We start from the raw sequence: 12,965 nt of genomic DNA on the forward strand, positions 1-12,965 counted from the left end.
TTACGTTTTTGCGGGTTGGGTCTTGATAGACTTCGTAACTTTCCCAAAAAGGCAAGGGCGACCTCCAGCAGGGGAAAGCCGCCCCGATCTCCGAGGATGTTGGGTAGGGGATCCCTCAGCGCAGTTGCAGGCCGCGGGGCTGTTGGCCGTCTTTCATGTGGATGGTGTCCACAAAGCGCACCGTGCGGGATTGGCTGGAGATCACCAAGGTCTCGGTGCGGGCCCCGCCCCCGAAGAAGCGCACCCCGCGCATCAAGTCGCCATCCGTGATCCCGGTGGCAGCAAAGAGCACTTCCTTGCCACTGGCCAGCTCTTCACACTCCCACACCTTGTCGGGATCCTCGATGCCTTTTTCTTTGAGTTCCCGTCGCGTTTCCTCCACGGGTGGCAAGTAGGTGCCTGCCTGAACCACCTCGGGATCGTAGATCAGCCGACCCTGGAAGTGGGCGCCCAAGCACCGCAGAGCGGCTGCCGAGATCACCCCCTCAGGAGCAGCTCCGATCCCCATCAGAGCATGAATGCCGGTGCCGTTGAAGCCCGCCGAGAGAGCCGCCGAGATGTCGCCATCGGTGATCAGCTTCACCCGTGCCCCCGCCTCTCGAATTTGGCGAATCAGATCGAGGTGGCGCTTGCGATCCATGACCACCACCGTCAGATCGGAGATCTCCCGATCCAGGCTTTCGGCGATGATCTTCAGGTTTTTCTCGGGGGGATAGTCGATGTGCACCTTGCCCTTAGCCTGGGGCGGAGCTGCCAGCTTCTGCATGTAGATGTCCGGGGCATGGAGAAGGCCACCTTTCTCAGAGATGGCCAGCACGGCCATGGAGCCATTTTGGCCTTTGGCCACCAGGTTGGTGCCCTCACAGGGATCCACAGCGATGTCAATCTCCACCAGCTCTTCCACGCGGCAGAACTGCTCAGCATCCGGGCGGGTACAGATGCCCACCTCTTCGCCGATGTAGAGCATTGGGGCCTCATCGCGGGTTCCTTCCCCAATCACAATTCGACCGCGCATGGGGATCTGGTTTAGTTTTTCCCGCATGGCCTCTACAGCCACCTGATCCGCAGTCTTGTTGTCCCCTTTGCCCATCCAGCGGGCGGCGGCAATGGCAGCCTGCTCCACAACTTCGATGATCTCTAGCCCCAACTTGTTGTCCACGGTGTGCCCCCTTGCTGATCTCAGAATGGTGAAGGCCAACTTAAGGATATCTTCAGACTCTTCCTCTCAGTTTACCAGGGCAGGCTTCTCCTCGAGATCCCATTCTCTCAACCCCTATAAGCTGAGAGAACAAATCCCCCAAAGCTAGACAGAAAGAGCGATCCCCGTCTTGGTGGCTCGCTATTGTCGCTTGGGGATCAGGGATGGTAGCCTATTTTAAGGGCAATAAGTTTTTCTTAACGCAATTAAAAAAACGCAATGAAAAGATACGCTTTCGTCAACCGTTCCGGACAGGTTCAGGTGATCCGAACGATCCCCGGCCACTGGGAGCGCACCCTCTTCCCCGGCCAGCAGGCGATCTTTGAGGCGGAGCCGGACGACTATCTGGAAGTTTACAGTTGCTGCTGCTCCACCACCATCCTGGAAGAGCGCCGCCCCTGTCGCCATCTGGTGGATTCTTCCTCGCCTGAGGTTGATCTCTACCTATGGTCATCTTCACACCGGGGAACTCTGGCGGATGCGTTGAACGGTTGACACGCTCCACCGGCTTGCTTCCACGCGGCAGTAGAAGGTGTCTTGGCAAGAGGACTCGGCTTGCCCAAGATAACTAGGTTGGGGATCGCTTCTCCTGAGGCCGATCCCCGAGTTTTTCAGAGGGCGGACGCGGCTCTGGAGAAGGGGCATCGGGGGGACGGGTCAGGCAACTGCCCCGCGCAGCGTCGCGAAAGGTATCGATGCGCTCCACACAATTTTGATGGCCGCAATAGGGGCAATACAGGCGATCCCCAGGTTGCGGCTCCACATCGGCCTGGCTCCACCACCGCCGACAGCGATCACAACAGAAGTGATAGAGGAACTCCAGCGCCACCCTCATGACAACAGGATCCCTTGCAGAGCCGAACCGATCAGCATGGAAAAATGGGGATTATCCGGATCCCAGCAGTTGGGATCCCTCCCTAGCCCTCGGATTAAGACAAACTCATTATGAGTATGGTATGTTAGGTTTAGTTTACGTTTGCACTTTACCGCAAGGAGCGTGGATTGATGTCTCAGGAAGGATGTCTGCGGGTTGGCCAAGCTGCTCCCGATTTTTCCGCCACCGCCGTCTATGACATGGAATTCAAGACGGTGAAGCTCTCCGACTACAGGGGTAAGAAGTATGTGGTGTTGTTTTTCTACCCCTTGGACTTCACCTTTGTCTGCCCAACGGAGATCACGGCCTTCAGCGACCGCTATGACGACTTTGCCAAGCTGGATACCGAGATCCTGGGTGTTTCAGTGGATAGCGAATACTCTCACCTGGCCTGGATCCAGACCGACCGCAAGGCTGGAGGGGTGGGTGAGCTGAGGTATCCTCTGGTCTCTGACCTGAAAAAGGAGATCAGCGCTGCCTACAATGTTCTGGATCCGGAAGCGGGTGTGGCGCTGCGCGGCCTGTTCATCATCGACAAAGAAGGGATCATCCAGCACGCCACCATTAACAACCTGGCCTTTGGCCGTAGTGTGGATGAAACCTTGCGCACCCTGCAAGCCATCCAATACGTGCAATCTCACCCCGACGAAGTTTGCCCGGCCAACTGGCAGCCCGGCCAGAAAACCATGAATCCCGACCCGGTGAAATCCAAGGAGTTCTTCGCGGCGATTGCCAAGTAGGTTGGCCCCTGGGATCCCTGGCTACATATAGGAGATCCCCAGCGCTTCCGGGCGTAGCTTCAGCTCAAGGTGGGCTGGAGCTTTTTTGTCGAAAACAGGCAAGCAAAAGATCCCCCAACCTTGCTAGGGGATCCTGAAACCCAGTAGGGAGCGAAGCTGTGGGGAGTTCAATCCCAGGGTTTCCCGCCGGTGAACTTGTAGGTAATCGGCTCCTTGTTTTTGCCGATGTTGCGATCCACTTTGCCGATGGGCTCGCGGCCTTCGTTGACCTTCTCGGGAAAGACGCCGTCTTTGGGATGCACCAACACAGGCTCCCCCCCCGCGGGAATGCGGAAGATCTGGTAGTCGTTGATCTTGTAGTCGGATCTCAACTGGGCACCCAGCGCCAAACACTGCTCTTTGCGGGCAAAGGTGAGAAAGTTTTTGCCTTCCACCATCTCAGCAGCGCCGCCGGTGGGCATTTCAAACACCTGCCCCGGCTTGCCCGTCCAGGTGATGACGTATTTTTCTTCGGTTTCGGCTGCGCTCAACAGCCCCCCGGTGGATCCCCCAAATAGAGGCAGCTTTGCTCCCTGACGAGGATCGCCTTCCATCACAGCCATAGTCTACCTTTCTCAACTCGTTGTGGTTTGCGGTGGTTTGCCTTGTCCAAACCGCGGTTTGCGGCGCGAAGCACTTTGAATCTACCACTGACTCGATTTTTGGCCCCAGTTCCGCCTGGGAACTGTAATCTTTCGTAGCAGACTGGCTGGCCCTCAGACAGATCCCTGGGCGCCCTGTAGGCCACCATAGAACAAGCCGGAGACCCACAGCTTTCTGGAAAAGGAATAGCGCCCATGGCTCAGTGGTCACTCCATCCCAGCTCGCAATCCAATGCCAGGGTCATTCTCATCCCCACCGCCTTTGGCCACGACACTCAGGCTCCAATGGCCATTCTCAACGCCGGTTCAGAGCTGTGTGCCTTCGAGCCGAGGTTGGGGATCGATGTGGATAAGCTGGCGGTGGCGCAGTTGCCGGGGCTGGTGGATGAGCCTCCCTACGGCATGTGTGAGGCGGCGGTGACTCAAGCTTGGAGACGACAACAATGGCCGGTGCTGTTGCCTTCGGTCTTGGCTGCCAGTTGGGGGGCCATTCGTGCCCTCTGGAAGCACTACCCAACTCTGAGTGTGGTGCATTGCAGCGCTCATGCCAACCTGATGCCGCCCCCAGAGATGACCCAGCCGGATCAAGATACAAGCTATGGCAGTGCTGCCTGGGTGGAGTTGCTCTATCAGCACATGCTGCCGGTGATCCATGTGGGGTTGCGCAGCGGCAGTGCGCGGGCCTACGCATGGCTGAAAGCCCACCACAGCCCAATATTCTGGGCCCAAGATGGCTGGGATCCCCAGCAGGTGGTGGCCTCTTTGCCGGATCAACCGGTGTTTTTGGTGGTGGACTGCAGTGTGTTGGATCCTTCCTTGGCGCCCGCGGTGCATCACCCAGAGCCAGGGGGGGTGAGTTGGCCGCAACTGTTGCAGACCTGTGAGGCCATCTTTGCTGCTCGTCCTGTGGTTGGCCTTTCGCTGGGAGGGGTGGCGGTGGGATCCGCAACACGGCAAACTGCTCGCGTGGTGGCCCGCCTGCTCAATTGGTTGCTGGCCTGCTATGCCCTCCACTCCCTGAAGGTGACCGCTCAACCGCAACCTGCCCAGACGGTTTAAGCTGCTCAAAGATGAATGCCTGAATATCTGGGAATGGTTGCATGAACCTCTATCGCCGAGTGATCTTCCCGCAACTGTTGGATCTGGCCCTCTCGGGAGAACGGATAGAGCGCTATCGGCGGCAGCTTCTGGCCCATGTGCAGGGATCCGTTCTGGAGATTGGTTTTGGCACCGGCCTCAACCTATCCTGCTACCCAGAGCACATTCGAAAGATCACAGGGGTAGATCCCAATCCCGGCATGGGATCCCTGGCTCGTCGGCGCATTGCATCTTCTCCCATCGCCGTTGATTGGCAGGTGGCGGATGCCCAGGAACTGCCTTTTCCAAGCCAGAGTTTTGATAGCGTGGTCAGCACCTGGACATTGTGCAGCATTCCTAATGTGGCCAAGGCTTTAGGGGAAATCCGGCGGGTGTTGCGAGCAGGGGGAAAGCTGTTTTTTCTCGAACACGGCCTCAGCGAGGATCCCCAGGTGCAAAGATGGCAAAATCGTCTCAACCCCCTCCAAAAAGTGATTGCAGATGGCTGCAACCTCAACCGAGATATGGCCCGGTTGATCCGAGAAGCGGGGTTTCGGTTTGAGCAACTGGAGCGGTTTTATATGCCTGACCAGCCGAGATTCATTGGCTACACCTATCAAGGCATAGCGCTTCCCGCCGCGGAAGGAAACTTCCAGTTCTAGAAGACTTGAGCAGCCACCAATTTTCCAACAGCTCTCTACCTGTTCGCCTTTCTAATCACACAGTCTAATCACACAGTTGCAGACGGGATTGCGGCTGCCGCATGGCCGGGTCGATCTCGTAGGTCAGCTCAAAGTTGATCACCCGCCAGCGCTGAGGGGATCCACCCCTATCCTCTGGGATTTGGGAGCTGAAGCTGACGGGCAAACCATAGAGGCGAGGTGGGCCGGGGCGACGGTGGGATCCCTGCTCCAGATAAGGGGTGAGCAGCTGGCGGTAGCGCTCGGCCACGATCACCTGAGTGGCTCGCATCCCTTGCATGCGCAGCCGATCCAACTCTTCATGAATCTCAAAACGGATCCCATCGGCGTGGGTGTGCTGACGAAACCAGCGACCTTCCCAAAAGCGCCAGCGCCGTCCGGATTGCAGGTGTACCAGCTCCTCTTGTTCAGCATCCGCCTCAAACGCACCGTGGCGAGGGCAGAGGTAGGTATCGGTCAGGGTGAGGGCCGCAATCGTTTGCCGACAGTGGGGGCACTGAATGCTGGGGCCGAAGATCGGGTAAGAAAAGGCAACAGTCATAGGAAACCCCACAAAACGCGGCTGGATATCTGGGCAAATCCGCAGTTGTCCACATTATAGATGTTGGCTTTTGGGGATCCCCATGACAAAACCGGAGGAGATCTTCTAAATTAGGAGGTAGGGGGGATGCGCTCGAAGTCTGTACTGATTCTGGGCGAGCCTCAAGGAGCTCCGCGATAGCAACGGGGAGTGGGTGGTACCCACTTCTTTGCTTTTTGAGGGGGCTTACTGTCCCCTTTGCCAGCTCCGGCTCAAAGGGGTTTGGATCTGGCGGCAACACCCGGTTGGTGACGAGTAGGTTATGGTTCACCCTCTTATTCCACAGTTGGAGAGCTTGGCCCGTCCCTTGGCCGCTCAACTGGGATACCAGTTGGTGCAGATGGTTTTCCACACCAACCAGCATCCGCCAGTTCTGCGGGTGGATATCCGCCCACTGGATCCCGACCGAGAAACCAGCCATGCCGATTGCGAAGCCATGAGCCAAGCCTTAGAAGTCGAGCTGGATCGGGTGGATCTGATCCCAGGCCAGTATGTGTTGGAGGTGTCCAGCCCTGGCATCAGCAACCTTCTCACCAGCGATCGCGACTTTGTGGTTTTCAAAGGGTTTGCGGTGGAGGTGACCTTGGATCCACCCTACAAGGGCAAAGCCGTCTGGTCAGGACACCTGCTGGGTCGGGATGAGGAGAGGGTTGCCTTATCCCTCAAGGGGCGGCGAGTTCAGTTGCCCCGCGCTTCGGTGCAGCGGGTTGCCCTCTCATCGGAAACTGACTAGGAGACCGGAGATAGAGAGAGCGTTTGACCGCAGGTGGTGCGGCCCTCCCTTCGCATCAGAGATGCGGGTTCAGTTCCCGCTGTGGAGCAATAGCAACAGCAAGTTTCACGAAGTTTGTGCAGGAGGACAGTGGTTATGGCGATGGTGCCTCTGCCGGGTTTGGCGGAAATGGTGGAGATGATCTCGCGGGAGCGCAACTTGCCCCGCCATGTGGTCACCGATGCCCTGCGAGAGGCGCTGCTCAAGGGCTACGAACGCTACCGCAAAACCATCCAGCGAGATGTGGTCTTTGCAGAAGACCACTTCCGCAATTTCGATGTGGAGTTGGATGTGGAGGCAGGAGGCTTTCGCGTTTTGGCCACCAAAGCCATCGTTGAGCAGGTACAGGATCCGGATCACGAGATCTCTCTGTACGACGTGCAGCAGGATTACCCAGAAGCCGAAGTAGGCTGGGAAGTCACAGATGATGTCACCCCACAACAGGCGGAATTTGGCCGCATGGCGGCCATCCAAACCAAGCAGGTGCTGGCGCAAAAGTTACGGGATCAGCAGCGCCGTCTGATTCAGGAAGAGTTCCGCGATCTGGAAAAAACCGTACTGCAGGCACGGGTGCTGCGCACCGAGCGGCAGACGGTGATCATGTCGGTATCCAGCGGTTTCGGACAACCTGAGGTGGAAGCAGAACTGCCCAAGAAGGAACAGCTGGCCAGCGATCGCTACACTCCCAACGCGGTGATGAAGGTCTATCTCAAGAAAGTCTATGAGGGATCCCGGCGGGGGCCACAGCTTTTGGTTTCCCGGGCCGATGCTGGCTTGGTGGTGAACCTGTTTGCCAACGAGGTGCCAGAAATTGAAGAGGATATCGTGCGGATTGTGGCAGTGGCGCGGGAGGCCAACCCCCCTTCCCGAAATGTGGGGCCACGTACCAAGATTGCGGTCGATACGGTGGAGCGGGACGTGGATCCAGTGGGGGCCTGTATTGGCGCGAGGGGATCCCGGATTCAGGCGGTGGTAGCAGAGCTGCGCAACGAGAAAATCGATGTCATCCGCTGGTCGCCGGATCCTGCCACCTACATTGCCAACGCCCTCAGCCCGGCCAAGGTGGTGGAGGTGCGGCTAGTGGATCCGGAAATCCAGCAGGCCCATGTGTTGGTCAACAGCGACCAGCTCAGTTTGGCCATTGGCAAAGAGGGGCAAAATGTGCGCCTGGCAGCCCGCCTCACCGGTTGGAAAATCGACATCAAGGAAGTGGAGAGCTACCGCGCAGCGCTGGAGGAAGCCCAAGCCCAAGGGCTGCCCTATCCCTTCATCACTCCGGCGGCACTGGAGCGCTTCCGGCGGCGGGCCGAACGGGCTGCTCTGGGCCTAGAGGATGAGGAATACGAAGAAAAGCGCCGCTTGGAGGAAGAGGAGCTGGCGGGAGACGAGAGGCTGGAGGAAGACTGGGCTGACGAGGACGAGGACTTCGACTACGACGCCGAGTTCGACATTGCCCAGCCGAAGGGGTAATGATATACGCTTATACGCTCTACCCTCACTTTGCCCGTACACTTTGCTCGTAGAGGGCGGCTTCTGCCGGAAGTCTGGGCTTTGGAATGAGTTTTGCTGCAGGGGATCGCGGTTGCACCGAGACCGCAATGGCGCATGTGGGGTTTTCCTGCCTGCTTGGGCAGAACTGCCCTGTTCCGGCAATCTGCATTGGTGAAAGATGCTAGCTTTTGTTAGCATGCAGGAGCCAAAAAAGTTCGGCAGGCAAATCAAAACTCTTCCGAGCCAGAACCCAAACCTCAATCCAACACAGCGGGATCCCTTGGCTAGTTCAGAGTTTGCCCTGGAGCAGTTGCTCTTTGCCCCGGCCACGCCTGACCCCGACGCAGTGCGGGTAATCTACGCCTTCCCCAACACCTACGCAGTGGGGATCACCAGCCTGGGCTATCAAGTCATCTGGAGTCTGCTGGCCAGCCGCCGAGATGTGGCCGTCTCCCGCCTCTTTACGGATCTGGCTGAACCCCTGCCCCGGGAGCCGGAGCTGTTCGGCTTTTCCCTATCCTGGGAGCTGGATTATGTCCATATCCTGGCTCTGCTGGAACGGCACGGGATCCCTCCCAGATCTGAGGAGCGGGAAGAAGCCCACCCCTTGGTCTTTGGCGGCGGCCCGGTACTGACAGCCAACCCTGAGCCCTTTGCCGAGTTTTTTGACCTGATCTTGCTGGGGGATGGGGAAGGTCTTCTGGAGAAGATGATTGAGATCTATCGGCAGGTGCGCCAGGGATCCCGGGCTGAGAAATTGCAGGCGCTAGCGCAGGTGCCAGGGATCTATGTGCCCGGCTTGTATGAACCCCAATACCGGGAGCCCGACGGCCCGGTGGAGAAGGTGCTCCCCAAAGTGGCCGGGATCCCTAGCTCCATTCGCAAACACACCTTCCGCGGCAACACCCTCTCGGTTTCCACAGTAGTCACCCCCAAAGCGGCTTGGGAGAGCATCTACATGGTGGAGGTGGTGCGCAGTTGCCCGGAGATGTGTCGGTTTTGCCTGGCCAGCTACCTAACGTTGCCCTTCCGGGTGGCGGATGTGGAGGGGCATTTGATCCCGGCGGTGGAGCGGGGGCTGCAGGTTACCCAGCGGATTGGGTTGCTGGGGGCTTCGGTAACCCAACACCCGCAATTCGAGCAGTTGCTGGAGCACTTGGCCCAGGATCGCTTCGAGCAGGTGCGTCTCAGTTTGGCCTCGGTGCGCACGGCTACCGTAACTCCACGTCTTGCGCAGGTGCTCTCCTGCCGGGGCAGCCAGTCCATTACGGTGGCCATCGAAAGTGGCTCAGAACAACTGCGCCAGATCATCAACAAGAAGTTAAGCAACCCGGAAATCTTGGCAGCAGCAGCCCACGCCCAGGCTGGAGGTCTGAAGGGCATTAAGTTCTACGGCATGGTGGGGATCCCGGCGGAAACCCAGGCGGATTTGGAGGCCACAGTGGATCTTTTCCAAGAGCTCAAAAAAGCGGCTCCCGGCCTGCGCCTGACGCTGGGTTGCAGCACCTTTGTGCCCAAAGCCCACACCCCTTTTCAGTGGCACGGGGTGGATCCCAAAGCCGAGAAAAAACTGCAGTTTTTCCAGAAACATCTGCGTCCCCTGGGGGTGGAGTTGCGCCCGGAAAGCTATAGCTGGTCGGTGATCCAAGCCCTCATCTCGCGAGGGGATCGGCGGGTGGGAAAGGTCTTGCAGTTGGCGCGGGACTTTGGCGAATCTTTGGGGAGCTACCGGCGGGCTTTCAAAGAGCTTAAAGGGCAACTGCCGCCCCTAGACTACTACGTGCACAGCCACTGGGATCCAGCGGATCCCTTGCCTTGGCAACACATCGAAGGGCCCCTCACCCTGGAGCGACTGTTGCAACATCGCCAGGAAGCTCTTTCTGTTCGTATCTCTTGAAAATACCTATTTGGGTTGTTTGCAAGCTGCGATGCTGCTGGCAATAATCGCCTCGGTTTCGGCCAAGCCTTTCCAGCCCAAGATCTGGGTTTCTTTCTTTTCCAGGCGCTTGTAGGTGGCGAAAAACTCCGCGATCTCATCCAGGCGGTGCTGGGCGATGTCTTCCAGCTTGGTCACCGAAGCATAGCGGGGATCCTTAGCAGGCACACACAGCAGCTTCTCATCGGGATCCCCGCCATCGATCATCTGCAACATGCCCAAGGGTCGCACCGTGACCACACACCCTGGGAAAGTGGGCTGATCCATGATCACCAAGCCATCCAAGGGATCCCCATCCCCGGCCAGCGTATTGGGCACAAAGCCGTAGTCGTAAGGGTACTGCACCGAGGAATAGAGCACCCGATCCAGCGCCATCGCTGCCATGTCTTTGTCGAACTCATACTTGTTTTTGCTGCCGCCGGGAATCTCAATCAAGATGTTGAGCAGGCCGGGCTTGGGTTGGGCAGGGATCCGCGACAGGTCGATCACAGCAAGCACCCTCGGATTGGGAATAGACAGCCAGAGGGTATTCTGACATACTCCTTGCCCCAAAGGACAGAGACTCTTGACACTTCGCCGGGAACAGTTCACGTCGGCGGGACGGAATCCTCAGCCAGCTTCCATTCTCTCCACCCACGTCTGGCTCAACGCTGGGAGACGCCCCATCCTCGGCAAGAGACTTGGTTTTTGTCTCCTCCTTTCGCTCAGCATGCTCAGAGCTGTCTTGGAAGGAGAGGATTCCAGATCCGGTTTTTTTGATCGACTTTGATCAGCTTGGACATACTCCCCGGGCAAGATTCGAACTTGCGACCAATCGGTTAACAGCCGACCGCTCTACCGCTGAGCTACCGAGGATCAAGCGTTTCTCATCATAGGGGAAGAAAGGACTGCTAGGCAACTGCCGGCGGGGGGTTCTTGTTGGGCCTTGGGATCCCTGTTCAGTGGAGCGGGCTTGATTTTGCTCAATTGCTCGCCTTTCTCAGGTCTATCTGACGGATCCAGGGGACAAACCCTGAAAACGCCCTCGTCAACCGAACGGAAGCCATTACAATGGTTACGGACATTTGCCAGCGCCCCTCATGGACTTCGGAGTCGGATTTCTCTCCAACAACGTCATGCTGCCGATCCTGGATTTTTTCTATGGGATCGTGCCCAGCTATGGACTGGCCATTATCTTCCTGACGTTGGTGATCCGCTTTGCCCTCTACCCGCTCAATGTGGGATCCATCCGCAACATGCGGCGCATGAAGGTGATCAGCCCGGTGATGCAGCGGCGGATGCGAGAACTCCAGGAGAAATACCGAGACGACCCGCAGAAGCTTCGGGAAGCCCAGGCCAAGCTTTACAGCGAGCTGGGGGCCAATCCCTTGGGGGGCTGCCTGCCACTGCTCATTCAAATGCCAGTGCTGTTTGCCCTGTTTGCCACCCTGCGGGGCTCCCCCTTTGCAGCGGTGACCTACGATGTCAACTTGCAGATCCTGCCGGCGGAAATGGCGGCTGAGGTGGTGCCCGCCCCCTACGTCAGCCCCAGCAAGAACATTTTTGTCACCGACTCTCTTCACAAGCCGGTGGTGCTGGTGGAACCCAAAGGCACCAAAGTTGCCGTTGGGGAGGAGGTGCAATTTCTGCTTCAAGGGCCGGGGGGCAAACCTTTTGAGCAGTTGGTGGCCGAAGCGGGTGGGGATCCCAGTCTGTTACAGCCCACCTGGAAGATCACCAAAGGAGAAGATCGTGCCCAGATAAAGCCGGATGGCACCTTGCTGGCTCTGCAGCCGGGGGATGTGACCGTGCAGGTGTCCATTCCCGGTTTGGCCTCTGACACCGGCTTTCTGTTCATCGACAAGTTGGGCCGTGTGGGAGCCTTCGACGAGGATGGCACCATCCACTGGGATATCATCGCCATGATCGTCATCTTTGGGGTGTCCATTTACCTGAACCAGTACCTAACCAATGCCGGACAGGATACCGGCAAAGAGGATCCCAGCCAAAGTTCCATGGCTCGGATCACCCCTGTGCTGTTCTCGGCGATGTTCCTGTTCTTCCCTCTGCCGGCAGGGGTTTTGCTCTACATCCTTGTCTCTAATATCTTCCAAACGGTGCAGACTTTCCTGCTCTCGCGGGAGCCGTTGCCGGAGAACTTACAGCAGTTGGTGGAAGAGGAGCGCCGTCGGGCCGCCCAGGCGATCACTGTGGAGGCCAAGGAAGTGGAAAAATCGACCAAGCCCAGAGCAGCCAAGGAGGGACGGGAATCCTTGCCCTTTGAGCCCTAGGGGATCCTCGCTGTTGGGGTGGACTTGTGGTGGAGTGTTGATACCTCTTCAAAGTTGGAAGCTGCCCAGGATGAGCCGTCCTAAGTCTTCTACGGGATCTGCTGCTAAGAAATCTGAGGGAACCGTTGCCCCTTCGCCAAACAAGTCCACCTTTGCGGCCAATCAAGAGCGAGCCAGGCAGTGGTTACAGCAGGTGCTGGCGGCTATGGGGATCCCAGCGGTGGTGCGGGTGGTGGGGGAGGTGCTGGAAATTGAGGCGGACTCTTTGACCCCAGCTCAGAAGCGGCTGCTGTTGGCGAAAGCCCCCCCCTTGCCCTCTCCATCTTCCAGAGATTCCCCTCAAGAGGAGGATCGCTCCCCCGTGGTGCTGGATGCGTTGCAGTACCTGGCCAACACCCTTCTCAACCTGAACCAGCCGGAAGACCAGCAGCAGCCCTACATTTTGGATTTGGACGGCTATCGGCAGCGGCGTTTGCAGGAGCTGAAGGTTTTGGTTGCCGCTGCTGTGGAAAAGGTGAGGGCCACTGGCCGGGAATACGAGTTTCCCGATCTCTCGGCTGCCGAGCGTCGGCAAATTCATACTCTCTTGAATGACCCTGCCTATGCCGATCTGGAAACCTTTAGCCGTGGCAAAGAGCCTGACCGGCGTCTGGTCATTCGTCGGGTGTCTTCCCCATCTTAAGAA

At 58.0% G+C, this 12,965-nt stretch carries 14 protein-coding genes and 1 tRNA gene; 9 read left to right on the top strand and 6 right to left on the bottom strand.

Annotated features, from left to right (window positions below; genetic code table 11):
• Positions 1 to 115: 115 nt before the first annotated feature.
• Positions 116 to 1,159 (bottom strand): class II fructose-bisphosphatase, encoded by a 1,044-nt coding sequence (gene glpX / locus NW842_RS06605; RefSeq protein ID WP_011433831.1) that lies wholly within the window; start codon positions 1,157 to 1,159, stop codon positions 116 to 118.
• Positions 1,160 to 1,417: 258 nt separating this feature from the next.
• Between glpX and NW842_RS06610 the strand changes: the two genes are divergently transcribed.
• Complete coding sequence (locus tag NW842_RS06610; protein ID WP_414417710.1) at positions 1,418 to 1,693, top strand: DUF1830 domain-containing protein; 276 nt, start codon at positions 1,418 to 1,420, stop codon at positions 1,691 to 1,693.
• 73 nt (positions 1,694 to 1,766) lie between these two features.
• Here the strand turns inward: NW842_RS06610 and NW842_RS06615 are convergent, their stop codons facing one another.
• Positions 1,767 to 2,033: a hypothetical protein gene (locus NW842_RS06615; RefSeq protein WP_414357470.1), complete on the bottom strand. Its 267-nt coding sequence runs from the start codon at positions 2,031 to 2,033 to the stop codon at positions 1,767 to 1,769.
• A gap of 170 nt (positions 2,034 to 2,203) precedes the next feature.
• Between NW842_RS06615 and NW842_RS06620 the strand changes: the two genes are divergently transcribed.
• On the top strand, positions 2,204 to 2,812 hold the full coding sequence (locus NW842_RS06620; protein ID WP_414357471.1) for a peroxiredoxin: 609 nt from the start codon (positions 2,204 to 2,206) through the stop codon (positions 2,810 to 2,812).
• 167 nt (positions 2,813 to 2,979) lie between these two features.
• On the opposite strand, the gene NW842_RS06625 is transcribed toward NW842_RS06620, so the two are convergent.
• A complete protein-coding gene (locus tag NW842_RS06625; protein ID WP_414342164.1) occupies positions 2,980 to 3,414 on the bottom strand; it encodes a photosystem I reaction center subunit II PsaD in 435 nt (144 codons plus the stop codon).
• Positions 3,415 to 3,648: 234 nt separating this feature from the next.
• Here NW842_RS06625 and NW842_RS06630 point away from each other — a divergent pair, with 234 nt between their 5' ends.
• Together NW842_RS06630 and NW842_RS06635 are read left to right on the top strand one after the other, a co-directional pair.
• Positions 3,649 to 4,512: an arginase family protein gene (locus NW842_RS06630; RefSeq protein ID WP_414373853.1), complete on the top strand. Its 864-nt coding sequence runs from the start codon at positions 3,649 to 3,651 to the stop codon at positions 4,510 to 4,512.
• 41 nt (positions 4,513 to 4,553) lie between these two features.
• Positions 4,554 to 5,192, top strand: a complete 639-nt coding sequence (locus tag NW842_RS06635) for a class I SAM-dependent methyltransferase (RefSeq protein WP_414417711.1) — start codon at positions 4,554 to 4,556, stop codon at positions 5,190 to 5,192.
• 64 nt (positions 5,193 to 5,256) lie between these two features.
• On the opposite strand, the gene NW842_RS06640 is transcribed toward NW842_RS06635, so the two are convergent.
• Positions 5,257 to 5,772 carry a TIGR02652 family protein gene (locus NW842_RS06640; protein WP_011433824.1) on the bottom strand — a complete coding sequence of 172 codons (516 nt, stop codon included), beginning with the start codon at positions 5,770 to 5,772 and terminating at the stop codon, positions 5,257 to 5,259.
• Positions 5,773 to 6,073: 301 nt separating this feature from the next.
• On the opposite strand from NW842_RS06640, the gene rimP reads away from it, so the two are divergent.
• From rimP to NW842_RS06655, 3 genes are all read left to right on the top strand, one after another.
• Positions 6,074 to 6,544: a ribosome maturation factor RimP gene (gene rimP, locus NW842_RS06645; protein ID WP_011433822.1), complete on the top strand. Its 471-nt coding sequence runs from the start codon at positions 6,074 to 6,076 to the stop codon at positions 6,542 to 6,544.
• Positions 6,545 to 6,679: 135 nt separating this feature from the next.
• Entirely contained in the window at positions 6,680 to 8,053 is a 1,374-nt protein-coding gene (gene nusA / locus NW842_RS06650; protein WP_414373857.1) for a transcription termination factor NusA, read from the top strand.
• A gap of 301 nt (positions 8,054 to 8,354) precedes the next feature.
• A complete protein-coding gene (locus NW842_RS06655) occupies positions 8,355 to 9,971 on the top strand; it encodes a B12-binding domain-containing radical SAM protein (RefSeq protein ID WP_414357476.1) in 1,617 nt (538 codons plus the stop codon).
• A gap of 6 nt (positions 9,972 to 9,977) precedes the next feature.
• On the opposite strand, the gene NW842_RS06660 is transcribed toward NW842_RS06655, so the two are convergent.
• Together NW842_RS06660 and NW842_RS06665 are read right to left on the bottom strand one after the other, a co-directional pair.
• Positions 9,978 to 10,496 (bottom strand): inorganic diphosphatase, encoded by a 519-nt coding sequence (locus NW842_RS06660; RefSeq protein WP_414357478.1) that lies wholly within the window; start codon positions 10,494 to 10,496, stop codon positions 9,978 to 9,980.
• 297 nt (positions 10,497 to 10,793) lie between these two features.
• Positions 10,794 to 10,865, bottom strand: a tRNA-Asn gene (locus NW842_RS06665).
• 224 nt (positions 10,866 to 11,089) lie between these two features.
• Here NW842_RS06665 and yidC point away from each other — a divergent pair.
• The gene (gene yidC / locus NW842_RS06670; protein ID WP_414357477.1) at positions 11,090 to 12,280 is read left to right on the top strand and encodes a membrane protein insertase YidC; all 1,191 of its coding nucleotides are present in this window, start codon (positions 11,090 to 11,092) and stop codon (positions 12,278 to 12,280) included.
• Between the two features lie 70 nt (positions 12,281 to 12,350).
• Complete coding sequence (locus tag NW842_RS06675; RefSeq protein ID WP_414357370.1) at positions 12,351 to 12,962, top strand: protein jag; 612 nt, start codon at positions 12,351 to 12,353, stop codon at positions 12,960 to 12,962.
• Positions 12,963 to 12,965: the final 3 nt, after the last annotated feature.

It is taken from the genome of Synechococcus sp. R55.4, assembly GCF_047461935.1.
GTDB lineage: Bacteria > Cyanobacteriota > Cyanobacteriia > Thermostichales > Thermostichaceae > Thermostichus.

Coding starts and splice junctions, on each gene's coding strand:
- NW842_RS06625 (WP_414342164.1), bottom strand. CDS start 3,414: ATGGCTGTGATGGAAGGCGATCCTCGTCAGGGAGCAAAGCTGCCTCTA.
- NW842_RS06610 (WP_414417710.1), top strand. CDS start 1,418: ATGAAAAGATACGCTTTCGTCAACCGTTCCGGACAGGTTCAGGTGATC.
- NW842_RS06620 (WP_414357471.1), top strand. CDS start 2,204: ATGTCTCAGGAAGGATGTCTGCGGGTTGGCCAAGCTGCTCCCGATTTT.
- NW842_RS06630 (WP_414373853.1), top strand. CDS start 3,649: ATGGCTCAGTGGTCACTCCATCCCAGCTCGCAATCCAATGCCAGGGTC.
- NW842_RS06635 (WP_414417711.1), top strand. CDS start 4,554: ATGAACCTCTATCGCCGAGTGATCTTCCCGCAACTGTTGGATCTGGCC.
- NW842_RS06640 (WP_011433824.1), bottom strand. CDS start 5,772: ATGACTGTTGCCTTTTCTTACCCGATCTTCGGCCCCAGCATTCAGTGC.
- yidC (WP_414357477.1), top strand. CDS start 11,090: ATGGACTTCGGAGTCGGATTTCTCTCCAACAACGTCATGCTGCCGATC.
- nusA (WP_414373857.1), top strand. CDS start 6,680: ATGGCGATGGTGCCTCTGCCGGGTTTGGCGGAAATGGTGGAGATGATC.
- rimP (WP_011433822.1), top strand. CDS start 6,074: ATGGTTCACCCTCTTATTCCACAGTTGGAGAGCTTGGCCCGTCCCTTG.
- NW842_RS06675 (WP_414357370.1), top strand. CDS start 12,351: ATGAGCCGTCCTAAGTCTTCTACGGGATCTGCTGCTAAGAAATCTGAG.
- NW842_RS06615 (WP_414357470.1), bottom strand. CDS start 2,033: ATGAGGGTGGCGCTGGAGTTCCTCTATCACTTCTGTTGTGATCGCTGT.